Here is a 23,113-nt window from a genome sequence, read left to right on the forward strand (position 1 = left end):
GGGTGCGGCCCGATGGATGTGATGCCGCTGCTGTTGCTGATCGCGGGGAGCGCGGCGGTCGCGGCGCTCGCGCGGCGTACGCCCGTACCGGCGCCCCTGATGCTGGTCGCGGCGGGGCTCGCCGCCGGCTTCATCCCCGGCGTCCCCGACTACACCCTCGACCCGCACATCGTGCTGCCGCTGGTGCTGCCCCCGCTGCTGCACACCGCCGCGCTCGAAAGCTCCTACCTCGACCTGCGCGCCAACTGGCGCCCCGTGGCGCTGCTGTCGGTCGGCTACGTCCTCTTCGCGACCATCGCCGTCGGCGCCGCCGCCTACCTCCTCATCCCTGACCTGCCACTGGCCGCGGCCCTGGTGCTGGGCGCCGTCGTCGCGCCGCCCGACGCCGTCGCGGCCACCGCCATCGCCCGCAAACTCGGCCTGCCGCACCGGATCACCACCATCCTCCAGGGCGAATCCCTGGTGAACGACGCCACCGCCATCACCGCCTACAAGGTGGCGCTGGGCGCTGCGGTCGGCATGGGCACCACCTGGGGCCGCGGGATCGAGGAGTTCGCGATCGCCGCCCTGGGAGGCATCGGGGTCGGCCTCGTCCTGATGGTGCCGCTGCACTGGCTGCGCCGCCGGCTACGGGCGTCGGCGCTCCTGGAGAACACCCTCTCGCTGCTCATCCCGTTCGTGGCGTACGCCGCCGCCGAGCAGGTCGGCGCCTCCGGAGTGCTCGCCGTCGTCGTGGTCGCCCTCTACCTGGGGCACCGTTCCTGGCAGGTCGACTTCGAGACCCGGCTCCAGGAGGCGGCCGTCTGGAACGTCGTCTCCTTCATCCTGGAGTGCGCGGTCTTCGCGCTGATCGGCCTCCAACTGCCCGTCGTGCTGCGCGGACTCGGCGAGTTCGGCGGCGTCGAGGCCACCTGGTACGCGCTCGCCGTCTTCGCCGTGGTGGTGCTGGCGCGGTTCGTCTGGGTCTACCCCGCGACGTACCTGCCGCGCGCCCTGTCGTCCCGCATCCGCGGCCGGGAGCCCGACACGACCTGGGCTGCGCCCCTCATCGTCGGCTGGGCCGGGATGCGCGGCGTGGTGTCGCTCGCCATCGCCTTCTCCATCCCCGCCACCGTGCACGACGGCGGCCCGTTTCCCGCCCGCAACCTCGTGCTCTTCCTGACCTTCACCACCGTCATCGCCACGCTGGTCGTCCAGGGTCTGACGCTGCCGCCGCTGATCCGCGCCCTGAAACTCCCCGCCAGGGACGTGCAGGCCGAGACGCTCGCCGAGGCCCAGGCGCAGAACGAGGCGTCCCGGGCCGCCGAAGCGCGCCTGGACGAGCTGCTGGCCGACCGGCGCAACACCCTGCCAGGACCCCTCTCCGACCGGCTGCGCACGGTCATGGAGCGGCGCCGCAACGCCGTCTGGGAGCGGCTCGGCGCGGTCAACGAGGAGACCGGTGAATCGGCCGACGAGACCTACCGGCGGCTGGCCAGGGAAATGATCGACGCCGAGCGGCGGGTCTTCGTCCGGCTGCGCGACAGCCGGCGGATCGACGACGAGATGCTGCGGACGCTGCTGCGCCGGCTCGACCTGGAGGAGGCCGCCGCCTATCGGGAGGGCGCCTGACCGGGCGGGCCCACCAGGGGAAGCGGTCCGGCAGGCGGCTCAGGGTGTGCCGGTGATCACCGCGGCCACCGCGCTGCCGGGGGCGAAGGCGCCCTCACCGGCCAGGGCCGCCAGGCCCAGCAGCATCTTCGCGACGTAGATCCGCTCCAGCGGCAGCCCGTGCCGCTCCTCGAACGCGTCGGCGAAGGCGTCGAGCTCGGGGGTGCGCCGGGCGTAGCCGCCGCAGCAGAACCGGTCCTCCAGCCGCCAGTCGCCGCGCGGCCCGCCGAACGCCGCGCGCTGGAGCCCCTCGACCGTCCCCTGGAGGAAGTGCGGGCTGCCGCCCTTGAGCACGGCGAAGCCGATGGCCCGCTGACCCGGCCCGAGCCCCGCGGCCAGGCCCGCCAGGGTGCCGCCCGTCCCGCACGGCACCGCCGCCGTGCCGGCCGCCCCGCGCAGCTCCCGGCCCAGCTCCGCGGCGCCCTGTGCGGCGAGCGCGTTGCTGCCGCCCTCCGGTATGACGCGGAACGCGCCGAACCGGTCGTGCAGCGCGGCCAGCACCTCCGGGTCGCCGGAGCGGCGGTAGGTGGCACGGTCGATGAAGTGCAGCCGCATACCGTCGGCCGCGCAGCGGGCCAGCGACCGGTTGAGCGGCGCGTGGGCCAGCTCCTCGCCCCGTACGACGCCGATGGTGGCGAAGCCCAGGAGCCGGCCGGCCGCCGCGGTGGCGCGCAGATGGTTGGAGTACGCGCCGCCGAACGTGAGCAGGGTCCGCTCGCCGGCGTCCGCCGCGGCGCGCAGGTTGGGCGCCAGCTTGCGCCATTTGTTGCCGGGCAGCGCGGTGTGGATCAGATCGTCCCGCTTGAGCAGCAGCCGTATGCCGTGCCGGGCGAACGCCGGGTCCTCGACCTCACGAAGCGGTGAGGGCAGCAGCGGGCGCAGAGCGTCGGGGCCGGCGGCGGGGCCGGAAACGGGGCTGGTCACACCGTCCATTGTCGCGACCGCCGCCGGGGCGCGCCGCATCCGGCCCGGACGGCCCGAGGTCACTTCAGGCGTTCGGCGACCAGCTCGCGGAGCCGGTCCATGGGGAAGCCGCGCGGGTCGACCTTGCCCGGCTGCCACTCCAGGTGGCCGATCACCGAGCGCTCGCTCCAGCCGTGCGCCCGGCACACCGCCGCCGCGGCCTTCGCGATCGCCGTCAGCTGCACCGCGGGCCACGGGTCGTGGCCGTCGCCGCGGTTCTCGCACTCGAAGCCGTAGAAGGCGCGGTTGCCGTCGGCGTCGGACGCGTCGTCGTGCGGCAGCAGCTTCTCCGCGATGACCGCGCGCAGCACATCGGCGTCGCCCAGACCCGCGTGGTTGGCGCGCCCGGCGCCGACCAGATGGACCCTGCCGTCCTTGGTGATCACACCGTGGCACAGCGGTCCCGGCAGGTCAGGGTGGCCGTCGTAGCAGGTCCGGACGGTCGTCTTCGCCCCGGACGTCGCGGTGTGGTGGATGACCACGCCGTGCACCGGGCCCCACGGTCCCTTGTCGTTGCGGTCGTGGTGCCGCCAGTCGCCGACCTCGACGACATCGAGCCCTTCGCCCTTGAGGGCGGCGAGGAGACGGGATGCGGACAGCGGTGCGGACATGGCCGACTCCGATCGGTGCGCGGCGGTCGCCGACCGCGCACCGCCTCATCCCTCGCTTCTACGGGATGACCGGCACCCGACGGGCCGGAACGGTATTTAACGGACCGGTCGTTCGTCTCCTGTGCGAGCGTTTCCGGCCGCCGGGCCGTCGGGCCGCGCGACCCGGCGGGTCCGCCCCAGCCCCTGTCGGACCTAGGACCGCAGGAAGCCGTCTCCATGGGCGCTGATGTGCGCCTCCAGAGCACTGAGTGCGTTCCGCGTCGCCTCCGGGGAACCGCTGCCGCTGCGCTCGGCGTAGTACGCCGCGCCCAGCTTCTTCAGCAGGTCGTTGCCCGCTCGCTGCTGCTGTACTTCGTCGACCTTCTGCTTGCCCTGGTCGAAGGCACTCTGTGCCTGCTCCTTGGCGCGGTCGAGAAACCCTGCCATCGCTGCCTCCGTGAAGATCGGTGTCATAAAGGTCAACGGCGCACCCGGCCGTCGGGTTCCCGTGCCAGGCTGGAGGACGTGGACGCGGAGCGCGAGACGGGTGGTCCTTCCGGTGCGTACCGCGAGCGGGCGTCCCGGCTGCACGGCGCGGTGCTGTGGACGAGCGGCCGGCGCCCGGTCGGCGGCGCGGTGCTGCCGGACGGCTGCACGGATCTGATCTGGGGCGCGGGGCGGCTGCTGGTGGCCGGACCCGACACCCGCCCGCACATGGCGGAAGGCGGGCCGGGTACCTGCTTCACCGGGCTGCGCTTCGCACCGGGACAGGGCCCGGCCGTCTTCGGCGTACCCGCCCGTGACCTGCGTGACCGCCGCGTCCCGCTGGCGGACCTGTGGCCCGGGGCGCGGGTGCGGGAGCTGACCGGGCGGCTGGCGGCTGCCGGTGCGCCGGGCCGCCTCCTGGAGGAGATCGCGGCGGCCCGCGTCCGGGAGGCGGCGGACCGCCTGCCCCCGGGACGGGCGGGACGGTCCGCCCGCAGCGCCGCCATCACCCGCGCCCTGGCGCAGGGCCGCTCCGTGGCCGAGACCGCCGACGGTGTGCAGCTCGGTGTCCGGCAGCTGCACCGGTACTGCCTGGACGCGTTCGGCTACGGACCCAAGACGCTGGCCCGGGTGCTCAGGCTGGTGCGGGCGCTCGAACTGGCACGGGCCGGCGTCCCGTACGCCGAGGTGGCGGCCCGTGCCGGATACGCGGATCAGGCGCACCTGGCACGCGAGGTGCGGTCGCTCGCGGGGGTTCCCCTGGGGAGCCTGCTGGTGCCGGGTTAGCGTGTGGACCATGGACTACCAGGCCGTTCTCGAGGAGGTAGCGGCCTTCGCGCGGCCGTTCGCGGGACGAGGACAGGTCGCCGACTACATTCCGGCGCTCGAACGGGTCTCCGCCGACCGTTTCGGGATCGCGGTGGCGGACATCAACGGCGCGGTGTACGGCGTGGGCGACTGGGAGGTGCCGTTCTCCGTCCAGTCGATCTCCAAGACCTTCTCGCTGGCGCTGGTGATGGCCCACGCGCACGGCGACGACGACATCTGGAAGCGGGTGGGCCGCGAGCCCTCCGGGACGCCGTTCAACTCGCTGGTCCAGCTGGAGTGGGAGAACGGGATCCCGCGCAACCCGTTCATCAACGCGGGCGCGCTGGTCGTCACCGACCGGCTGCAGTCCCTCACCGGCGACGCCAGCACGACGATGCTGCACTTCCTGCGGGAGGAGAGCGGCAACCCGGATCTCGCGTTCGACCAGGCCGTGGCCGGTTCCGAGGCCGATCACGGCGACCGGAACGCGGCGCTCGCGCACTTCATGGCGTCCTTCGGGAACCTGGAGAACCCGGTCCCCAGCGTCATCGAGCACTACTTCTGGCAGTGCTCGATCGAGATGAGCTGCCGGGATCTGGCGACGGCAGGCGGCTTCCTCGCCCGGCACGGCGTGCGCGCCGACGGCACCAGGCTGCTCCAGGCGCGCGAGGCGAAACGGATCAACGCGGTGATGCTGACCTGCGGCACCTACGACGCGGCGGGGGAGTTCGCCTACCGTGTCGGGCTGCCGGCCAAGAGCGGCGTCGGCGGCGGGATCATCGCCGTGGTGCCGGGCCGTTGCACGCTGTGCGTGTGGAGTCCTGGCCTGGACCGCCGGGGCAACTCCGTCGCGGGTGCCGCCGCGCTCGACCACTTCACGACGCTGACCGGCTGGTCGGTGTTCTGAGACGGTGCGCCGCGGGCCACCTCTCCCCGACCTGCCACGTTGTGGCGGCGATCCGCTGGGCGCATCGTGGGAGGGGAGGTGCAGTGCCATGGAGCACGAGATGCGCGCGGAGTACGAGGAAGGCGTGACGCCGGAGGCGGGCGCCCCGGTCAAGGTCTGGCACATGGTCAGGCGGGACGGGGTGAAGGCGATGTGCGGGCGCATGCTGGAGCAGTCCGCCGCCACCCAGCCGTCCGACGTCTGGGGCTCTCCGGAAGGGGAGCCGTTCTGCTTCCTGTGCGGCGCGGTCTACCTGCGTGAGGTGCCGTAGGTCAGGTCGCCGGGCTCCCGTCCGCGCCCGGTCAGTCGTCGAGCGGCGCGAACAGGTCCACGCCGTGCCCGTCCGGGTCCGCGACGACGGCGTAGCGCTGGCCCCAGAAGGCGTTCCAGGGGGCCTTCTCGCCGGTGTGCCCTGCGGCGGTCAGTTCGGCGTAGGTGCGGTCGACGCCGGCCGGTCCTTCGCAGGCGAAGGCGAGCCCGGTCGGGGTGCCGCCCTGCGGCGGCGTCCAGTCCGGGTCGATGGCGCGCGCGGTCTCGTAGGTGTCCCACATGAGCCGCAGCCCGCCGGGCAGCGTGGCCTCGGCGTGCGGGGCGGTGTCCGCGGCGGCGGGGACATCCAGGCCGAGGCGGCGGTAGAAGGCGAGGGATGCGGCCATGTCGGCGACGGTCATGCCGATGGCTGCCAGGTGCGGTGTCGAAGTGCTCATGGGGGGAGCGTAGGCAGGGTGCCCCGCCGGGGTATTGAACGTTTCGGACGCCGCGAAGACCGGCCCTCCGTGTCACCGAAGGGCCGGGCGGCTCACGGGCAGCGGATGACCTGGCCCGCGTACGAGAGGTTGCCGCCGAAGGCGAAGAGCAGGACCGGGGCGCCGGAGGGGATCTCGCGCCGTTCGACCAGCTTCGACAGGGCCAGCGGCACCGAGGCTGCCGAGGTGTTGCCGGAGTCGATGACATCGCGTGCGACGACCGCGTTGACCGCGCCGATGCGTTCGGCGACCGGCTCGATGATCCGCAGGTTCGCCTGGTGCAGGACGACCCCTCCCAGGTCGGCGGGGAGGATGCCGGAGCGTTCGCACACCGTGCGGGCGATGGCGGGCAGCTGGGTGGTGGCCCAGCGGTAGACCGTCTGGCCTTCCTGGGCGAAGCGGGTGGGCTCCCCTTCGATGCGGATGGCGTTGCCCATCTGCGGGACCGAGCCCCACACGACGGGGCCGATCAGCGGCTCGTCGGACGCGGAGACGACGGCCGCGCCCGCGCCGTCGCCGACCAGCACGCAGGTCGAACGGTCCGTCCAGTCGACGACGTCGGTGAACTTCTCGGCCCCGATGACCAGGGCGTGGGTCGCCGACCCCGCGCGGATGGCGTGGTCGGCGGTGGCCAGCGCGTGGGTGAAGCCGGAGCAGACGACGTTGATGTCCATCGCCGCGGGGGCCCGCAGGCCCAGCTTGGCGGCGACCCGGGCCGCGGTGTTCGGGCTGCGGTCGGTGGCCGTGCAGGTGGCGACCAGGACCAGGTCGATGTCCTCCGCGGCCAGACCGCTGGCGGCGAGCGCCTTGGCGGCGGCCTCGCTCGCCATCGCGTCGACGCTCTCGTCGGGTGCGGCCACATGGCGGGTGCGGATGCCGACCCGGCTGCGGATCCAGGCGTCGTCGGTGTCGACGATCTTGGCGAGATCCTCGTTGGTGAGCACGCCCGATGGCTGGTAATGGCCGAGAGCCAGGACACGTGACCCGGTCATGAGTTCCCGATCTGTACGTGGTCGATGGGTATCCGACAAGTCTCACCCCTGGCGGGCGGCCGGTGGTTGCGTGATCTGCCAATCTTCTGGCCGCATTACTGGAGACATCCGACCGCCGCACCGTGCTCCCTTAACTCCCCGGCCGGAGGGGCGCCACACCCTACCGGGGGGTCTCGGCGGCCTCCCGGTCGGTCCGTCCCGTCCGGCGGACGGGCTCCGCGGGTACGCCGTGGTCGTCCGCCAGCGGCCGGAAGCGGCGCAGGCGCAGGCTGTTGCCGACGACGAAGACCGAGGAGAAGGCCATCGCGGCGCCCGCGATCATCGGGTTGAGCAGACCGGCGGCGGCCAGCGGCAGGGCGGCGACGTTGTAGCCGAAGGCCCAGAAGAGGTTGGTGCGGATGGTGCCGAGGGTGGCGCGGGCGAGCCGGATGGCGTCCGCGGCGGTGCGCAGGTCGCCGCGGACCAGGGTCAGGTCGCCCGCCTCGATGGCGGCGTCCGTGCCGGTGCCCATGGCCAGGCCCAGGTCGGCGGTGGCGAGGGCCGCGGCGTCGTTGACGCCGTCGCCGACCATGGCGACCGAGCGGCCATCGGCGCGCAGCTTCTCGACGACGGCGACCTTGTCCTGCGGCAGCACCTCGGCGATGACCTCGTCGATGCCGACCTCGGCGGCGACCGCTTCGGCGACGGCCCGGTTGTCGCCGGTCAGCAGCACCGGGGTCAGGCCCAGCGCGCGCAGCCTGCGGACCGCTTCGGCGCTGGTGGGCTTGACCGCGTCGGCGACGACGAGCACGGCACGCGCCGCGCCGTCCCAGGCCACGGCGACCGCGGTGGACCCCGCCGCCTCGGCTTCCGCCTTGGCCGCGGCCAGCTCCGGCGGCAGCGGCAGGCTCCAGTCGTCGAGGAGGCGCTCGCGGCCCACCAGGACGGCCCGGCCTTCGACGACGCCCTGGACACCGAGGCCCGGTACGTTCGCGAAGTTCTCGGGGACCGGCAGCGGGCGGCCCTGACCTGCCTCTTCGGCGGCGGTGGCGATGGCACGGGCGATCGGGTGCTCCGACGCGTGCTCCAGCGCGCCGGCCAGCCGCAGCGCCTCGTCGCGCGCGGTGCCGTCGGCGAGGTGGACGCCGGTCAGCGTCATCACGCCGGTGGTGACCGTACCGGTCTTGTCCAGGACGATGGTGTCGACGGCGCGGGTGCTCTCCAGGACCTCGGGGCCCTTGAGCAGGATGCCGAGCTGGGCGCCGCGTCCGGTGCCGACCATCAGGGCGGTCGGGGTGGCCAGGCCCAGGGCGCACGGGCAGGCGATGATCAGCACCGCGACCGCCGCGGTGAAGGCCGCCGACGCGCCGGCGCCGCTGCCGAGCCAGTAGCCGAGGGTGCCGACGGCCAGGGCGATGACCACCGGCACGAAGACCGCGGAGATCTTGTCGGCGAGCCGCTGGGCCGCGGCCTTGCCGTTCTGCGCGTCCTCCACGAGCCGCGCCATCCGGGCGAGTTGGGTGTCGGCGCCGACCCGGGTGGCCTCGACGACCAGCCGGCCGCCCGCGTTGACGGTGGCGCCGGTGACGGTGTCGCCGGGGGAGACCTCCACGGGGACGGACTCGCCGGTGAGCATGGACGCGTCCACGGCGGACGAGCCCTCCAGTACCCGGCCGTCGGTGGCGATCTTCTCCCCGGGGCGTACGACGAAGTGGTCGCCCACGGCCAACTGCGCGGTGGGGATGCGGACTTCCCGTCCTTCGCGCAGCACCGCGACGTCCCGGGCGCCCAGTTCCAGCAGGCTGCGCAGCGCGGCGCCCGCCTTCCGCTTCGAGCGGGCCTCGAAGTAGCGTCCGGCCAGGATGAAGGTGGTGACGCCGGCCGCGGCCTCCAGGTAGATGCTGCCGCTGCCGTCGGTGCGGGCGATGGTCAGCTCGAAGGGGTGCGTCATGCCGGGCATGCCCGCGGTGCCGAAGAACAGGGCCCACAGCGACCAGCCGAGCGCGGCGAGGGTGCCCATCGAGATGAGGGTGTCCATGGTGGCCGCGCCGTGGCGGAGGTTGGTCCACGCGGCGCGGTGGAACGGCCAGGCCCCGTACGCCACCACGGGGGCGGCCAGGGTCAGGGACAGCCACTGCCAGTTGGTGAACTGGAGGGCCGGAACCATCGCCATCAGCACCACGGGGACGGACAGCACCAGCGAGGTGAGCAGCCGCTGCCGCAGCGGGGCGAGCGCGTCGGCCGCCTGGCCCGGCGTGTGGGTGTCGTCGTCGGGGGTGGACGGCGCGGGGGCCGGGGGTTCGGGCAGGGCGGCGCTGTAGCCGGTCTTCTCGACGGTGGCGATCAGGTCGGCGGTGTCGAGTCCGCTGCCGTCGGCGATCTCCACCTTCGCCTTCTCGGTGGCGTAGTTGACGGTGGCGGTGACGCCTTCCATGCGGTTGAGCTTCTTCTCGACGCGGGCCGCGCACGAGGCGCAGGTCATGCCGCCGATCTCCAGCTCGATGTGCTGCTCTCCGACCGCGGTGGTCATGACTGCTCCTCGGGGTGCGCGTGCGGGGCGTGCTGCGGGGATGTCTGCGAGTGCGGCGCGGGTGCCCGCTGCGGGGCGGGGTCGGTGCCGGCCGCGCGGCCGATGCCGAAGCCGGCGGCGAGGACGACGAGCAGGACCAGCGCGTAGCCGCCGAGCGTGACCTGTGTGGTCGGGGGCGTCATGGCGTTCTCCTCATCGGGAGTTCCCGGAAGGCGGGGACGGCGGCGGTGTCCGGCGTCCATCAGGAACAACCTTATACCCCCTAGGGGTATTCCCGCACGGCCTTCATCCGTCGCCCCGCGTCACCTCACCGGGCCCGTCCGGCTTCGTCCCCGCGGCCCCGTCCGCCCCTCCCGCCCCCGCGGCCCGGGTCACCCGGCCGCCCATCTCGCGCAGGTACGCCGCCAGCTCCGGCGGCTCGTGCACGGTGAACTCGCAGCCCAGCAGGGCCAGCCGGAGCGCCAGCCACTCCAGCGTGTCGGGTGTCAGACGCACCCGGCAGGACCCGGGGCCGAGCGGCTCGACGTCGCCCGCCGCCGGGCCGCCGAGGCGCGCGGTGACCTCGTCGGCCGGTGCGCAGACCGTCGCCACCGCCCGGTGGCCCGACGCCATCCCCCGCATCCGCTCCTGGACGTAGGCGACCGCGTCGGCGGCCGGCAGCTCGCGCGGCGGGACGCGCGCCCCGGTGGGGAAGGGCTCGGCCAGCCGGTCCACCCGGAAGATCCGCCAGTCCTCGCGGTCGTTGTCGTACGCCACGAGGTACCAGCGCCGGCCGGCGGCGACCAGCCGGTGCGGTTCGACGAGGCGGGCGGTGGCCTCGCCGGTGCCGGTCCGGTAGCGGAAGCGCAGCCGCTCCCGGTTGGTGATGGCGGCGGCCAGAGCGGTCAGGTGGCCGGGGTCGACGGTCGGGGCGCCGTCCGCCGGCATCGGGACGGTCGCGGTGCCGAGCGTGCCCACCCGCCGCCGCAGCCGGGCGGGCAGCACCTGTTCGAGCTTGGCCAGCGCCCGTACCGACGCCTCCGCCATCCCCGTCACGGTGTGGGTGGCCGCCGAGCGCAGCCCGACGGCGATGGCCACCGCTTCCTCGTCGTCCAGCAGGAGCGGCGGCATGGCGCGGCCGGCCGCCAGCCGGTAGCCGCCCACCGCGCCCCGCGTCGCGTGCACGGGATAGCCGAGATCGCGCAGCCGCTCGACGTCGCGGCGGATGGTCCGCGCGGTCACGCCGAGCCGGGCGGCCAGCTCGCTGCCCGGCCATTCGCGGGGGGTCTGGAGCAGGGACAGCAGCCGCAGCAGCCGTGCCGAAGTCTCACTCATGGCGTCCATGATGCGTGTGGGGCGCGAGGGTCGGGACCGGGCGTCCCACGCCGCCGCGGGCGCCCCGCGCGGGCCGGGAAATCCCGGGCTGCGCCGTACCCACGCCGGGCGCCGCGCGCCATACTGTCCCGGTGTCGATGATCAGCAACCTCCGCCGGGCCGTCCGGCTGCCGCAGCCGCGCACCCGCGGAGTCGACCTCAGCCACCCCGCCCGCTCGCCGCTCGGCTCCGCCGTCGTCAACTGCGTGGTGTACGAGGACGGCGTGCGCCAGCGCGGCGACCACCCGGCCGACGAGGCGATCCGCCGGGTGCGGGAATCCGGCTCCGGCTTCGTGTGGATCGGCCTGCACGAGCCATCGGAGACCGAGTTCGCCGGGATCGTCGAGCTGTTCGGGCTGCACCCGCTGGCCGTCGAGGACGCGGTGTACGCCCGCCAGCGGCCCAAGCTGGAGCAGTACGACGGCTCGCTGTTCACCGTCTTCAAGACCGTCCGCTACGTCGAGCACGACCAGCTCACCGACACCAGCGAGGTGGTGGACACCGGCGAGATCATGGTCTTCACCGGCGCCGACTTCGTGATCACCGTCCGGCACGGCGGGCACGGTTCGCTCGGGCCGCTGCGCGAGCAACTGGAGAGCGAGCCCGAGCAGTTGGCGATCGGCCCGTCGGCCGTGCTGCACGCCATCGCCGACCTCGTGGTGGACGACTACCTCGACGCCGTCGCCGCGGTCCAGGACGACATCGACGACGTCGAGAGCGAGGTCTTCGCCGCCGTGCGGGGCGGTCGCGGTGCCGGGCGGATCTACCAGCTCAAGCGCGAGCTGCTCGAACTCAAGCACGCGGTCGCCCCGTTGGACCGGCCGCTCCAGGCGCTGGCCGCCCGGTCGACACCCTTCGTCGACCTGCGGATCACCACGTACTTCCGGGACGTCGCCGACCACCTCGACCGGGTCATCGAGCAGATCACGTCCTTCGACGAACTGCTCAACTCCATACTCCAGGCGCACCTCGCGCAGGTCACCGTGGCGCAGAACGAGGACATGCGCCGGATCAGCGCCTGGGTCGCGATCCTCGCGGTGCCGACCATGGTCTGCGGCATCTACGGCATGAACTTCACGTACATGCCGGAAAAGAACTGGACCTTCGGATACCCGCTGGTCGTGTGTGTGACCCTGCTGCTCTGCTGGGCCATCCACCGCGGCTTCAAGCGCAACGGCTGGCTGTAGGGGCGACGGCCGCAGCCGCCGCCCCCGGGTGCTACCGCCCCGCGACGTGCCGCGGCCGTGCCGCGCCCCAGCCGACCACGATCTGCGGCACCAGCAGCACCAGCAGCACCACGATCGGCACCGTCCAGCTCCCCGACGCGTCGTGCACGGCGCCCAGGACGGCGGGCCCGGTGGCCGCGAGGACATAGCCGAAGCACTGCGCCATGCTCGACAGCTGCGCGGTGTGCCGGGCATCCGGCGCGCGCTGGACGATGAACAGCAGCGCCAGGCTGATCGCGGCACCCTGGCCGAGCCCCAGCAGCGTCATCCAGACGTACGCCCCGCCGACCGGCGCGGCCAGGAGCCCCGTGAAACCGGCCGCGCACAGCAGCGCGCCGATGCCCGCCAGCACGCCGGCGCGCAGCCGCCGCCCGACGATGACGGGACCGAGGAACGAGCCCGCGATGCCCAGCAGGGACGAGAAGGACAGCATCCAGCCGGCGTCGCCCGCCGACATGCCCGCGTCCTCCAGCACGGTCGGCAGCCAGGCAGCCGCCGCGTAGTAGCTCAGCGACTGCAGGCCCATGTAGCCGGTGACCTGCCAGGCCAGCGGGTCGCGCCACAGACCGCGCACCGGATGCGCCGCCTGCCGGGCCGACGCGGCGGAAACGCGGGTACGCGCACGCAGCTGCGGCAGCCAGAAGACGATCGCCAGGACCGCGAGCGAGCCCCAGCAGGCCAGCGTGGCCTGCCAGCTGAGCCCGGCGGCCTGCTGGACCGGGACCGTGACCCCCGCGGCGAGCGCGGCGCCGCCGAACAGCGACATCGAGTAGAGGCCGGTCATCAGCCCGGAACGGGTGGGGAAGTCCCGCTTGATCAGGCCGGGCAGCAGCACGTTGGCGACCGCGATACCGGCGCCGATCACCACCGTCCCCGCGAACAGCGCCACGACCGAGTCCACCAGCCGCAGCGCGGTACCGGCGCAGATCAGCACCATCGTGCCGAGCAGCGAACGCTCCATGCCGAACCTGCGGCCGAGCCGCGGCGCGACGGGCGCCAGCAGGCCGAAGCACAGCAGCGGGAGCGCGGTGAGCAGGCTGGTGGCCGCCGCCGACATCCCGCTGTCCTCGCGGATCGTCCCGGCCAGCGGGGAGACCGCGACCAGCGCAGGGCGGAGGTTGAGCGCCAGCAGCACGACGCCGACGGCGACGTACAGGGCGCGCCTGCCGGTGACGCCGGGTGCGGGCGTGGCAGGCGCCGCGGGTGCTTCCGCGACGGTGGCTATCGGTCCTTCGGTGGCCGTCGGGCCCGGATCAGGCATGGTCGTCGTCTCCTGTGTCGTGCGGTGTCCGCGGGGCGCCGGGCGCGGCATCGGTGCCGCCCGCCGCGCCCCGCAGCGCGTCCATCGCTTCGGTGAGATGCGCCAGCGCCACCCGCTCGGCGGCCTCGGCGTCGCCCGCCTCGATCGCGTCGACGAGGGCGGTGTGCGCGTCGAGTTGGTAGTGCACCGCGTCGGGCAGATGCGCGCCGAGCACCGCCTCCAGCGTGCCGCGCAGCGCATCGGTGAGATGGGCGTACAGCTCGGCCAGCACGGTGTTGTGCGCGGCCTGCGCGATCGTCTGGTGGAAGCGGACATCGGCGTCGATGAAGGCGGCGGTGTCGCCGGCGCGCCAGGCCACGAGGCGCTCGTCCAGCACGGTGCGCAGCGCGGCGAGGTCCTCGTCCGTGCGGCGCCGTGCGGCATGCCGCGCCGCGTCCCGCTCCAGGCTGGCGCGCACCTCGTACGCCTCCAGGCTCTCCGCCCTGCGCAGCCTGCGCTGGACGGCGGCGCCGAAGTCGCTGCTGGCGCGGACGTAGGTCCCGTCGCCCTGGCGCGGCTCCAGCATCCCGGTGTGGACCAGCGCGCGGACCGCCTCGCGGACGGTGTTGCGGCCCACGTCGAGCTGCTCGACCAGGGCGGGTTCCGGCGGGATCTTCGTCCCGACCTGCCATTCGCCGTCGGCGATCAGCGTCTCCATCTGCTCGATGACGAGATCGACCAGGTTGGTCCTGGCGGTGCTGCGCAGGGGCATGGAACGCCGTCCTCCGTGTCACGGCGCCCCATGGATCAGCGGACGCTCACCGAATTCTCCCGGAGATGGGAACATCCCATGTTTGCGGCTGTCAAACGACCGGGGCTCCCGTGACCTGCCCCGGAACTCCGCGCACGCGTACGCGGCGGGGCCCGGGAAGAGCCCCGCCGCGTGCTTCTGCGCGGTAGGTCAGGCGGCCTTGCCGAAGTGCAGGCCGGCCAGGCCGTTCGCCCAGAGCTGGTCCACCTGGGCGCGCTCGTTCTCGTCCGGCTGGGTGTTCGTGCAGGACGGGCCGGGGCCGCCGCCGGACATCAGCTCGCTGCACGGACCCTCGTAGTGGTCGGGCAGGCCCAGCACGTGGCCGGTCTCGTGCGCCACGACGCGGGTGGAGTTGTACTCCTGGTTCTGCTGGTAGTCCAGGAAGACGAAGCCACTGCCGTGGCCGTCGGTGCTGGCGTACGAGCCGCGCGGGTCGTTGCCCTCCTTGTACTGGAAGTCGCCGCCGCTGCCTTCCTGGAGCTTCACGTTGCTCACCGCGCTGTTCCAGATCTGCGCGGCCTCGCCTATCTGGCCCTTGAACGTCGGGGCGGCGCTCGCGTCATAAGTGACGGTCACCGACGCCGCGTTCGGGTGCGCCTTCATCTTGGCCTTGGCCGACTTCATGACGGCCTCGAAGAACGCCTTGGTGTCGGCCTTCTCCGCGGCCGAGCCGGTGTAGGCCGCGATCGAGGCGCGGGTGCTGTGGGAGGAGGGGGAGGCGGTGGTCGCCGCTGCCGGCACCGCGGCGGTGAGTGCGGCGGCGAGGCCCAGACCGAGCGCTGCCGACAGCGCCGTCTTGGGAGATCTCATGTGGGGGCTCCTTAATTTCCGAGGGCTACGGCCGCCGTGTGGGGCGGCGGCCGGGGCCCCGGATTTCTTGGTGCCGCTGAGTCTGGGGGCAGTTCACCCACGGGGCGGAGATGCCAGGTGGCGATAGCGCCGGTCAATACCCCTGGGAAATAGGGGAGTTCCTGCCGTTTTGGAAGGCTGGTGTGACGCGTCCATGCCTCGTTATGCTCCCGGCGTGGAGCTTGAGGTGAGGCACCTTCGCGCAGTGTGCGCCGTCGCCGACCACGGCAGCGTGCGGAAAGCCGCCCGGCAGCTGGGCATGACCCAGCCTTCCCTGACCACCCAGCTCCACCGGATCGAAAAGGCCCTGGGCGGCCAGCTGTTCTTCCGCGAGTCGACGGGCAGCAGGCCGACGCCGCTGGGGCACGTGGTGCTCTCCAGGGCGCGCCCGATAGTGGCCGACATGCGGGCCCTGGTCGACGAGATCGCCTCGGCATCCGTCAGCGACCGCGGCGCCCGGCTGCACATCGGCAGCACCAGCAGCCGCGCGGTGGCCGGCTGGCTGCGCCGCCTGCGGCTGCGGCTGCCCGGCACCGAACCCACCATACGGACCGACGTCTCGGCCAACGCGCTGCTGCAGATGGTCGCGGCGGGACAGCTCGACGTGGCCTTCGTCCACGAGGTCGAGGGCGCCCCGCTGCGCGTCCCGCCGAACCTGGTCGAACACGAACTGATCGCCAGGGAACCGCAGTTCATCGCCCTGCCGGAGACCCATCCGGCCACCGCGAAGCAGATCGTCGAGCTGACCGACCTGGCCGGCGACCCGTGGATGGTCGACCCGACCGTGGACGGCGAATGGGCCGGACTGCGCCGCATCTGGGCGGCGGCCGGCGTCAACCCCCGGGTGGTGCACGGCGATTACCTCACCGCGGCCGACCTGGTCGCCGCCGGCGAGGTGGTCACCCCCTGCCAGCCCACCTCCCGCCCCCGGCACGGCATGGACATCCGCCCGCTGCGCGGCGACCCGCTGGCCGTCCGGCTGTTCATGGCCTGCCGCCGGGACGCCGTGCTCGCCGCCCCCGCCGAAGCCCTCTTCGCCGACCTCACCGCCTCGTACATGGAGATCGCCTGGGCGAGCGCGGCCTACCGCGCCTGGCTCGGCCGGCACGACGGGCCGCTGCCGGTCGCCACCTGACGCGGGGCGTCAACTCCCCGCCGGATCACCCTCGTCGGAGCCGTCCCGCCGCGCCTGGCGAGCCACGTCGGCTCAGCGGGCGTCACCCGGCGACGGCTCCCGGACGGCGGCGGCATGGATGGCGGTGATGATCCGCCGCGCCCACCGGTCGGGCTCCTCCGGGTCGAGGAGACCGGCGAGCCGCGCCATGTGGGACGCGCGCTGCTCCGCCGTCATGGTGAGCGCGCGGTGGAGCGTGCGGGTGAGGTCCTGGGGGGAGCTGGGGTCGGTGAGCAGGGCGGCGGGGGCGAGTTGGCGGGCGGCCCCGGCGTGCCGGGACAGGACCAGGACGCCGTGCCGCCCGGTGGCGTCCTGGGCGGCGATGAACTCCTTGGCGGTGAGGTTCATGCCGTCGGCCAGAGAGGTCACCCAGAACACGTCGGCCGCCAGGTAGTGGTCGACGACGTCGGGGAACGGGAGGCACCGGGGAAGGAATTCGACGGGCTCCCAACCGGGAGTGCGCCAGGCGCGGTTCAGCTCGGCGACGGCGTCTTCGAGCCGGGCGCGGGTGTCGTCGTGGGCGCGGAGACCCGGTTCGGGCGCCGGGCACACCAGACGGAAGCGCACCCGCCCCCGCATGCCGGGGTGGCCGGCGAACAGGGCGTTCAGGGCGTGGATCTTCTGGAGCGGCGCCTTGGCGTAGTCGAGCCGTTCCACGGACAGCACCAGCAGCGATCCGTCGTCGCGCGAGGCAGGCCGGGGGCGGGAGCGGGCGAGGTCCGCGATGGCGCGGCGGTCGACGCCCAGCGGGTGGACGCCGGTGCGGGGGACGCGTCCGCCGGGGGCGAGGGTCTGCGCGAAGTGCCGGGCGAAGTCGGCGGTGTGGAAGCCGGCCCAGTCCAGGCAGGCGAGCGAGGCGCGCAGCTGTGCGGCGTGGGGGAGGAGGGCGAACGTGGCGGGCGGCGGGAAGGGCGTGTGGTGGAAGAGGCCCACGCGCAGGTCGGGCCGCGCGGCGCGCAGGATGCCGGGGACGAGCCACAGGTTGTAGTCGTGCAGCCAGACCGTCGCTCCCTGCTCCGCGTGGACGCCGATGTGCTGCGCGAACGCCGCGTTGACCGCCTCGTAGTCGGCCCAGGCCCCCGGATCGTCGCGCATCCGTCCTGGCTGGGACATCAGCACGGGCCACAGGGTTTCCTTGCACGCGGAGTGGAAATAGCGGGCCCACCGGTCGGGCGGGACGGGCAGGAACGCCAGCGGGACCGCGGACGGCTGTGTCGTGGGACGGGGCTCGCGGCCCTCGTCGTCGACGAGCGCGGTGGCCCAGACGGCATCCAGCGGATCGGTGTCAGCGGTGAACAGGCCGCACAGGGTGGGCAGTATCCCGTTGGGGCTCAGCGGCTGCTGCCACCGCCCGTCGGCCCAGCGCACGGGCGGGCGGTGGTAGCCGATCACGACCGGGGAGCGGCGCGCCACCCAGCCCAGGCGGTGCAGCGCGTCCAGGATCGCCGCCGCCCCCTCCAGGCGGGGCGCGTGGACGCCGGGACGGTGCGCGACCTGCGCCTCCAGCGCCGGTTCTGCGCTGCCCATCAGCACGCCGTGGGCGCCGATCCCGAAGAGCGAGAGGTCGTTCAGCGAGTCGCCCGCCACCAGGACCGACGTCATCGGCCACCGGAGTGCGCCGGCCAGCAGCCGCACGGCGTTGCCCTTGTCCGCGGCGGGCGGCAGCACATCGAAGTAGCGGTCGGCCGAGTACCCCCAGGCGCAGCCGAGTTCCGTCACCGCGTCGGTGAGGTCCCGCGTGAGGTCCTGGGGCCGGAGGTAGAACGAACAGCGACCGCTCTGGACCACCTCGCTCTGGTGGACGAGGCCGGGAAAGCGGGCCAGGGCCGCCCGGACGCGCGCCGCCCCCGGCCAGCCGGTGCGCAGCCGGCTCTCCAGCGCGTCGACGTGGGCCAGGTCGGTGGCGTCCACCACGCTCGCCCCGACGTCGGAGATGATCCACCGCGGCGCGGGGACCAACGGGTCGTCGGCCAGGAGCTGCTGGACGGACGGCAGGCCGCGGCCGGTCGCGAAGACGAGGGTGATCTCGGGATGCCGCTCCAGCGCCTCACGCAGCCGGCGCCGGTCCGCCGCGGTGCCGCCCAGCAGCGTGCCGTCCAGGTCGGTCACCAGCACTCGGCTCTCACCGTCAGCCGGCGCGGCCCACGTGGTGTGCCGCCCGTCGGCCCGCGGCGCGCCGTGGCCCGCGTCCTGCCGCCGGTGGACCGGCTCCGCGTCCGCCCCTGGACGAGAAGGCGCGTCACCACGTGTTTCCATGACGTGACTTTAAGGGGGCCGCGCGCGAACGGCCGCTGCGGGAACGGCACTTGACCGAAACATTTCGCTCCGCCCCGGGCGCTCACGGGAGGGCGGCCGTCCCCGTCGGCCTGTCCTCGTCGGCCCGTCCCCGGGCGCAAAGAAGACCGCACCCGGTCCACGACGGACGCCGTGCTCGGCGACCGGTGGACCGGGTGCGGACAGGGAGGCGATCCGGCCCGCGAAACCGCAGGCGGACGGCCTGGCCGGAGATCAGGCCTTCTTGGTCTCCCAGAAGATCTTGTCGATCTGGGCGATGTAGTCCAGGGCCTTCTGGCCGGTGGCCGGGTCGTTCGAACCCTTGGCGGCGCTGAGGGCCTTGAGGGTGTCGTTGACCAGCTGGTGCAGCTCCGGGTACTTCTCGAAGTGCGGCGGCTTGAAGTAGTCGCTCCACAGCACCGAAACGTGGTGCTTGGCCAGCTCGGCGCGCTGCTCCTTGATCAGGACGGCGCGGGTGCGGAAGTCCGCGTCCTCGTTGCCCTGGTACTTCTCCTGGACAGCCTTGACGGACTCGGCCTCGATGCGGGCCTGGGCGGGGTCGTACACGCCACAGGGCAGGTCGCAGTGGGCGCTGACCTTCACCTTGGGGGCGAACAGGCGGGAAAGCATGTTCAGTCCTTCCTCGTGATCGTCTTCTCAGGTGCGAGATTACTCGGTGCGGGAAGGGTTTTCTCGGGCGGCCCGGGGGGCTTAGGGCGAAAGTCCGGTACGCGGCCGGGACTGATGGAGGATGGAACGGTGAGCTGGCGGAACGACGGACCCGTGAACGGGCCGGGGCGGGAGGCACGGGTGCCGGAAGCGGTGCGGGAGCGCGGGGCGGGGCGCGGGCGCCGCGGGCCTGCGGGGAAGTTCGGGCTCGCCGAGGTCTACAACCCGTCGATGGTGCCGACCCTCCGGCCGGGTGACCACCTGGTGGTGCAGTACGGCGCCGCGGTGCGGCCGGGTGACGTGGTGGTGGTGCGGCACCCGTTCCGGCAGGACCTGCTGATCGTGAAGCGGGCCGTGGAGCGCCGCGACGGCGGCTGGTGGGTGCGGGGCGACAACCCCTATGTCGTCAACGACAGCCGGGAGTTCGGCACGGTGCCCGACGAGCTGGTCATCGCGCGCGCCCGGGTGCGGGTGCGGTCGCCGCGCGGGATTCAGCGCTCGCCGCTCGCCGTGGTCGCCTGGGCGCTGTCGGCGGTGCGACCGCTGCGGGCGGACCGTTCGGTCTCCAGGCGCTTGCGGGCGCGGTAGGCGGCGACGTTGGCGCGGGTCGCGCAGCGGTCGGAGCAGTAGCGCCGGGAGCGGTTGGTCGAGGTGTCGAGGTAGACGTTGCGGCAGGGCCGCGCCTCGCAGATGCCGAGGCGGTCGACGCCGAGTTCGGTGAGGTGGAAGGCCAGGCCCATGCAGGCGGTCGCGGTGAAGCCGGCGGTGGCGTTGGCGGCCTGGTCGGCGATGTGCATGTGCCAGTCGGGGCGGCCGTCCTCGTCCCGGTACTCGTGTCCTGAGATCTGCGGGCTGACCGGGAACTCCATCATCAGGGCGTTGAGCAGGTCCACGGCCAGCACTTCGTCCCCGGAGTCGGCCGCCTCGAAGACGGCGCGCAGCCGGGCGCGGACCGCCCGCAGCCGGGTGACGTCGCTGTCGGTGGCGCGGCGGGCGGCGCCCTGGGCCGCGCCGAAGAGGTCCCGTACGGCGTCGACGGAGGTGAGGGAGTCGCCGCCGCGCTCGGGCTCCTCGGTGTTGACGAGCCGCACGGCATAATCCGAGTAATAGGCCAGTTCCACTTGTAGTCCTTACCGTGCGCGGTCTAGGGTGAGCAGGGAGCCGTAATAGGCGTTATGGCTACGAGGGTATTACAAGCTAAAGGGGTTGTGATGACCGAGACCATCGCGGGCGCCGACTGGCAGGGATGGCAGGACAGCTGGGACCGCCAGCAGGAGTGGTACATGCCCGACCGCGAGGAGCGGTTCCGGGTCATGCTCGACATGGTCGAAGCCCTGGTGGGCACCGCGCCCCGCGTCCTCGACCTCGCCTGCGGCACGGGCAGTATCTCCGACCGGCTGCTCAAGCGGTTCCCGGACGCCGAGAGCGTGGGTGTCGATCTGGATCCCGCGCTGCTGGCCATCGCGGAAGGGTACTTCGCCGGCGAGTCCCGGGTCCGCTTCGTACGAGCCGATCTCAAGGACCCGGCCTGGACGGATGCGTTGCCGCACGACTCCTACGACGCGGTGCTCACCGCCACCGCGCTGCACTGGCTGCACACCGAGGACCTGCGCGGCCTCTACGGGCAGGTGGGCCGCCTGGTGCGGGACGGCGGCGTGTTCATGAACGCCGACCACATGCCGGAGGAGAGCACGCCGCGGATCAACGCCGCGGACCGGGCGCAGCGCCACGCGCGGATGGACCGGGCCAGGGAAGCCGGCGCGGTCGACTGGGCGGACTGGTGGCAACTGGCGGCTGCCGACCCGCAGCTGGCCGCGCCGACCGCCGAGCGGTTCGAGATCTACGGCGAGCACGCGGACGGTGACACCCCCTCCGCGCAGTGGCACGCCCAGGTGCTGCGCGACTCCGGGTTCGGCGAGGCGCGGACCGTGTGGCGCTCCCCGTCGGACGCGCTGGTGCTGGGCCTGAAGTAGCGCCCGGCCGACCCTGAACGACGAAGGCGGTACGCGCCCGCACGGGCCGTACCGCCTTTGTCGTGTGCCGGCCGCGCCGGGCTCAGAGCACCTTGGACAGGAACGACTTGGTGCGCTCGTGCTGCGGGTCGCCCAGGACGTCGCGCGGGTGGCCCGACTCGACGACCACGCCGTCGTCCATGAAGACCAGCGAATCGCCGACCTCGCGGGCGAAGCCCATCTCGTGCGTGACGACGACCATCGTCATGCCGTCGGCCGCCAGGTCCTTCATGACGTCCAGGACGTCGCCGACCAGCTCGGGGTCGAGCGCCGACGTCGGCTCGTCGAAGAGCATCAGCTTCGGCTCCATCGCCAGCGCGCGGGCGATGGCGACCCGCTGCTGCTGGCCGCCGGAGAGCTGCGAGGGGTAGTTGGCCGCCTTGTCGGACAGGCCGACGCGGTCCAGCAGCTTGGTCGCGCGCTCCCGGGCCGTGGCCTTGGACTCGCCCTTGACCTGGATCGGCGCCTCCATGATGTTCTCCACCGCGGTCATGTGCGGGAAGAGGTTGAAGCGCTGGAAGACCATGCCGATGTCCCGCCTGCGGGCGGCCACTTCGCGGTCGCGCAGCTCGTAGAGCTTGCCGTTGTGCTCGCGGTAGCCGACCAGCTCGCCGTCGACCGACAGGCGGCCCGCGTTGACCTTCTCCAGGTGGTTGATGCAGCGCAGGAACGTCGACTTGCCGGATCCTGACGGGCCGATCAGGCAGAAGACCTCCTTGGGCGCCACTTCGAGGTCGATGCCCTTGAGGATGTGGGCCGCGCCGAAGGACTTGTGGACGTTCTCGGCCTTGACCATCGGGGCGCCGGACGCCCCGGCCGTCTTGCTGGTGGACTTCGTGGTGGTCATGCGGCACCTCCGGCGCGGTGGAAGCCGCCGGACAGCTTCGCCTTGGCGCGCTGGAGCGGAGTGGGCGGCAGCTGGCGGCTGGAGCCGCGGGCGTAGTAGCGCTCCAGGTAGTACTGGCCGATGCTCAGGACGGTCGTCGCGATGAGGTACCAGGCGGCGGCCAGGATCAGCATCTCGACGACGACGCCGGAGTCACGGCCGACGTTCTGCGCGGCCTGCAACAGGTCGTAGTACTGGACGGCGATGACCAGCGACGAGGTCTTGAGCATGTTGATGACCTCGTTGCCGGTCGGCGGCACGATCACCCGCATGGCCTGCGGCACGATGATCCGGCGCAGCGTCTTGCCGTGGCTCATGCCCAGCGCGTGTGCCGCCTCGGTCTGGCCCTCGTCGACCGCGTTCAGGCCGGCTCGGCAGATCTCCGCCATGTACGCGGCCTCGTTGAGCCCGAGGCCCAGCAGCGCGCACAGGAACGGCGTCATGAAGTCCGACCACTCGTCCTTGTAGATCGGCATGATGTCGATGTACTGGAAGACCAGGCCGAGGTTGAACCACAGGAACAGCTGGACGTAGACCGGCGTCCCGCGGAAGAACCAGACGTAGAACCACGCGACGGTCGAGGTCACCGGGTTCTTGGACTGGCGCATCACCGCGAGGATCACGCCGAGCACGATGCCGATGATCATCGAGAGCACGGTGATCAGCAGGGTGTTGCGCAGGCCCTTGAGGATGTCCGCGTTGAAGAGGTACTCCGGGATGGCGTCCCAGTTGACGTTCCCGGTGGCGAAGGCCCGGCCGAGCAGCGCGAGCACGGCGATGACGAGGACCGCGGCCACCCAGCGCCCGTAATGGCGCACGGGTATCGCTTTGATGGACGGGGGTGGGGGCGGTGCGCCGGCCGGTGACCGGTCCGACTTGTCGACGTCAACTGACACGGGTGCTGCCTTTCAGCGTTCGGCGGGAGTGGCG

At 72.9% G+C, this 23,113-nt stretch carries 24 protein-coding genes; 8 read left to right on the forward strand and 16 right to left on the reverse strand.

Features of this window, described 5'->3' with window-relative positions; genetic code table 11:
* Nucleotides 1-12: 12 nt before the first annotated feature.
* Nucleotides 13-1,611: a Na+/H+ antiporter gene (locus ACIBK8_RS01385; protein ID WP_399039446.1), complete on the forward strand. Its 1,599-nt coding sequence runs from the start codon at nt 13-15 to the stop codon at nt 1,609-1,611.
* Between the two features lie 39 nt (nt 1,612-1,650).
* Here ACIBK8_RS01385 and ACIBK8_RS01390 read toward each other — a convergent pair whose 3' ends face one another.
* From ACIBK8_RS01390 to ACIBK8_RS01400, 3 genes are all read right to left on the reverse strand, one after another.
* Nucleotides 1,651-2,583: a 1-aminocyclopropane-1-carboxylate deaminase/D-cysteine desulfhydrase gene (locus ACIBK8_RS01390; protein WP_399039447.1), complete on the reverse strand. Its 933-nt coding sequence runs from the start codon at nt 2,581-2,583 to the stop codon at nt 1,651-1,653.
* Nucleotides 2,584-2,633: 50 nt separating this feature from the next.
* On the reverse strand, nt 2,634-3,224 hold the full coding sequence (locus ACIBK8_RS01395; protein WP_399039448.1) for an N-acetylmuramoyl-L-alanine amidase: 591 nt from the start codon (nt 3,222-3,224) through the stop codon (nt 2,634-2,636).
* A 192-nt stretch (nt 3,225-3,416) separates the two neighbouring features.
* Nucleotides 3,417-3,650 (reverse strand): hypothetical protein, encoded by a 234-nt coding sequence (locus tag ACIBK8_RS01400; protein ID WP_393682580.1) that lies wholly within the window; start codon nt 3,648-3,650, stop codon nt 3,417-3,419.
* 78 nt (nt 3,651-3,728) lie between these two features.
* Between ACIBK8_RS01400 and ACIBK8_RS01405 the strand changes: the two genes are divergently transcribed.
* From ACIBK8_RS01405 to ACIBK8_RS01415, 3 genes are all read left to right on the forward strand, one after another.
* Nucleotides 3,729-4,475: a helix-turn-helix domain-containing protein gene (locus ACIBK8_RS01405; RefSeq protein WP_399039449.1), complete on the forward strand. Its 747-nt coding sequence runs from the start codon at nt 3,729-3,731 to the stop codon at nt 4,473-4,475.
* 10 nt (nt 4,476-4,485) lie between these two features.
* On the forward strand, nt 4,486-5,403 hold the full coding sequence (locus tag ACIBK8_RS01410) for a glutaminase (RefSeq protein WP_399039450.1): 918 nt from the start codon (nt 4,486-4,488) through the stop codon (nt 5,401-5,403).
* Between the two features lie 88 nt (nt 5,404-5,491).
* The gene (locus ACIBK8_RS01415; protein WP_393682575.1) at nt 5,492-5,713 is read left to right on the forward strand and encodes a hypothetical protein; all 222 of its coding nucleotides are present in this window, start codon (nt 5,492-5,494) and stop codon (nt 5,711-5,713) included.
* Between the two features lie 31 nt (nt 5,714-5,744).
* Here the strand turns inward: ACIBK8_RS01415 and ACIBK8_RS01420 are convergent, their stop codons facing one another.
* From ACIBK8_RS01420 to ACIBK8_RS01440, 5 genes are all read right to left on the reverse strand, one after another.
* A complete protein-coding gene (locus tag ACIBK8_RS01420; protein ID WP_399039451.1) occupies nt 5,745-6,149 on the reverse strand; it encodes a VOC family protein in 405 nt (134 codons plus the stop codon).
* A 92-nt stretch (nt 6,150-6,241) separates the two neighbouring features.
* Nucleotides 6,242-7,180 (reverse strand): beta-ketoacyl-ACP synthase III, encoded by a 939-nt coding sequence (locus tag ACIBK8_RS01425; RefSeq protein WP_399039452.1) that lies wholly within the window; start codon nt 7,178-7,180, stop codon nt 6,242-6,244.
* A gap of 160 nt (nt 7,181-7,340) precedes the next feature.
* On the reverse strand, nt 7,341-9,689 hold the full coding sequence (locus ACIBK8_RS01430; RefSeq protein ID WP_399039453.1) for a heavy metal translocating P-type ATPase: 2,349 nt from the start codon (nt 9,687-9,689) through the stop codon (nt 7,341-7,343).
* Nucleotides 9,686-9,871, reverse strand: coding sequence for a hypothetical protein (locus ACIBK8_RS01435; protein WP_399039454.1), 186 nt, complete (start codon nt 9,869-9,871; stop codon nt 9,686-9,688). The genes ACIBK8_RS01430 and ACIBK8_RS01435 overlap by 4 nt, the downstream gene beginning before the upstream one ends.
* A 103-nt stretch (nt 9,872-9,974) precedes the next feature.
* The gene (locus ACIBK8_RS01440) at nt 9,975-11,003 is read right to left on the reverse strand and encodes a helix-turn-helix transcriptional regulator (protein WP_399039455.1); all 1,029 of its coding nucleotides are present in this window, start codon (nt 11,001-11,003) and stop codon (nt 9,975-9,977) included.
* A 137-nt stretch (nt 11,004-11,140) separates the two neighbouring features.
* Here ACIBK8_RS01440 and ACIBK8_RS01445 point away from each other — a divergent pair, with 137 nt between their 5' ends.
* Complete coding sequence (locus tag ACIBK8_RS01445) at nt 11,141-12,229, forward strand: magnesium and cobalt transport protein CorA (RefSeq protein WP_399039781.1); 1,089 nt, start codon at nt 11,141-11,143, stop codon at nt 12,227-12,229.
* A gap of 31 nt (nt 12,230-12,260) precedes the next feature.
* On the opposite strand, the gene ACIBK8_RS01450 is transcribed toward ACIBK8_RS01445, so the two are convergent.
* From ACIBK8_RS01450 to snpA, 3 genes are all read right to left on the reverse strand, one after another.
* Nucleotides 12,261-13,529, reverse strand: a complete 1,269-nt coding sequence (locus ACIBK8_RS01450) for a CynX/NimT family MFS transporter (protein ID WP_399039456.1) — start codon at nt 13,527-13,529, stop codon at nt 12,261-12,263.
* Nucleotides 13,522-14,280, reverse strand: a complete 759-nt coding sequence (locus ACIBK8_RS01455; protein WP_399039457.1) for a FadR/GntR family transcriptional regulator — start codon at nt 14,278-14,280, stop codon at nt 13,522-13,524. Before ACIBK8_RS01455 ends, ACIBK8_RS01450 begins: the two co-directional genes overlap by 8 nt.
* Before the next feature lie 189 nt (nt 14,281-14,469).
* Nucleotides 14,470-15,129 carry a snapalysin gene (gene snpA / locus ACIBK8_RS01460; protein WP_399039459.1) on the reverse strand — a complete coding sequence of 220 codons (660 nt, stop codon included), beginning with the start codon at nt 15,127-15,129 and terminating at the stop codon, nt 14,470-14,472.
* 193 nt (nt 15,130-15,322) lie between these two features.
* On the opposite strand from snpA, the gene ACIBK8_RS01465 reads away from it, so the two are divergent.
* Nucleotides 15,323-16,303: a LysR family transcriptional regulator gene (locus ACIBK8_RS01465; protein WP_399039460.1), complete on the forward strand. Its 981-nt coding sequence runs from the start codon at nt 15,323-15,325 to the stop codon at nt 16,301-16,303.
* 72 nt (nt 16,304-16,375) lie between these two features.
* Here ACIBK8_RS01465 and ACIBK8_RS01470 read toward each other — a convergent pair whose 3' ends face one another.
* Both ACIBK8_RS01470 and sodN read right to left on the reverse strand, forming a co-directional pair.
* Nucleotides 16,376-18,598, reverse strand: a complete 2,223-nt coding sequence (locus ACIBK8_RS01470; protein ID WP_399039461.1) for an HAD-IIB family hydrolase — start codon at nt 18,596-18,598, stop codon at nt 16,376-16,378.
* Between the two features lie 252 nt (nt 18,599-18,850).
* On the reverse strand, nt 18,851-19,246 hold the full coding sequence (sodN, locus tag ACIBK8_RS01475; protein ID WP_393682557.1) for a superoxide dismutase, Ni: 396 nt from the start codon (nt 19,244-19,246) through the stop codon (nt 18,851-18,853).
* A gap of 180 nt (nt 19,247-19,426) precedes the next feature.
* Here sodN and sodX point away from each other — a divergent pair, with 180 nt between their 5' ends.
* Nucleotides 19,427-19,873 (forward strand): nickel-type superoxide dismutase maturation protease, encoded by a 447-nt coding sequence (gene sodX, locus ACIBK8_RS01480; RefSeq protein ID WP_399039783.1) that lies wholly within the window; start codon nt 19,427-19,429, stop codon nt 19,871-19,873.
* On the opposite strand, the gene ACIBK8_RS01485 is transcribed toward sodX, so the two are convergent.
* The gene (locus ACIBK8_RS01485) at nt 19,777-20,406 is read right to left on the reverse strand and encodes a CGNR zinc finger domain-containing protein (protein ID WP_399039462.1); all 630 of its coding nucleotides are present in this window, start codon (nt 20,404-20,406) and stop codon (nt 19,777-19,779) included. The genes sodX and ACIBK8_RS01485 overlap by 97 nt on opposite strands.
* Before the next feature lie 90 nt (nt 20,407-20,496).
* Here ACIBK8_RS01485 and ACIBK8_RS01490 point away from each other — a divergent pair, with 90 nt between their 5' ends.
* Nucleotides 20,497-21,258 (forward strand): class I SAM-dependent methyltransferase, encoded by a 762-nt coding sequence (locus tag ACIBK8_RS01490; protein ID WP_399039463.1) that lies wholly within the window; start codon nt 20,497-20,499, stop codon nt 21,256-21,258.
* Nucleotides 21,259-21,340: 82 nt separating this feature from the next.
* Here the strand turns inward: ACIBK8_RS01490 and ACIBK8_RS01495 are convergent, their stop codons facing one another.
* A complete protein-coding gene (locus tag ACIBK8_RS01495; protein WP_399039785.1) occupies nt 21,341-22,093 on the reverse strand; it encodes an amino acid ABC transporter ATP-binding protein in 753 nt (250 codons plus the stop codon).
* A gap of 47 nt (nt 22,094-22,140) precedes the next feature.
* Nucleotides 22,141-23,079: an amino acid ABC transporter permease gene (locus ACIBK8_RS01500; RefSeq protein WP_393682553.1), complete on the reverse strand. Its 939-nt coding sequence runs from the start codon at nt 23,077-23,079 to the stop codon at nt 22,141-22,143.
* Nucleotides 23,080-23,113: the final 34 nt, after the last annotated feature.

It is taken from the genome of Streptomyces sp. NPDC050161 (genome assembly GCF_044460025.1).
Taxonomy (GTDB): Bacteria; Actinomycetota; Actinomycetes; order Streptomycetales; family Streptomycetaceae; genus Streptomyces.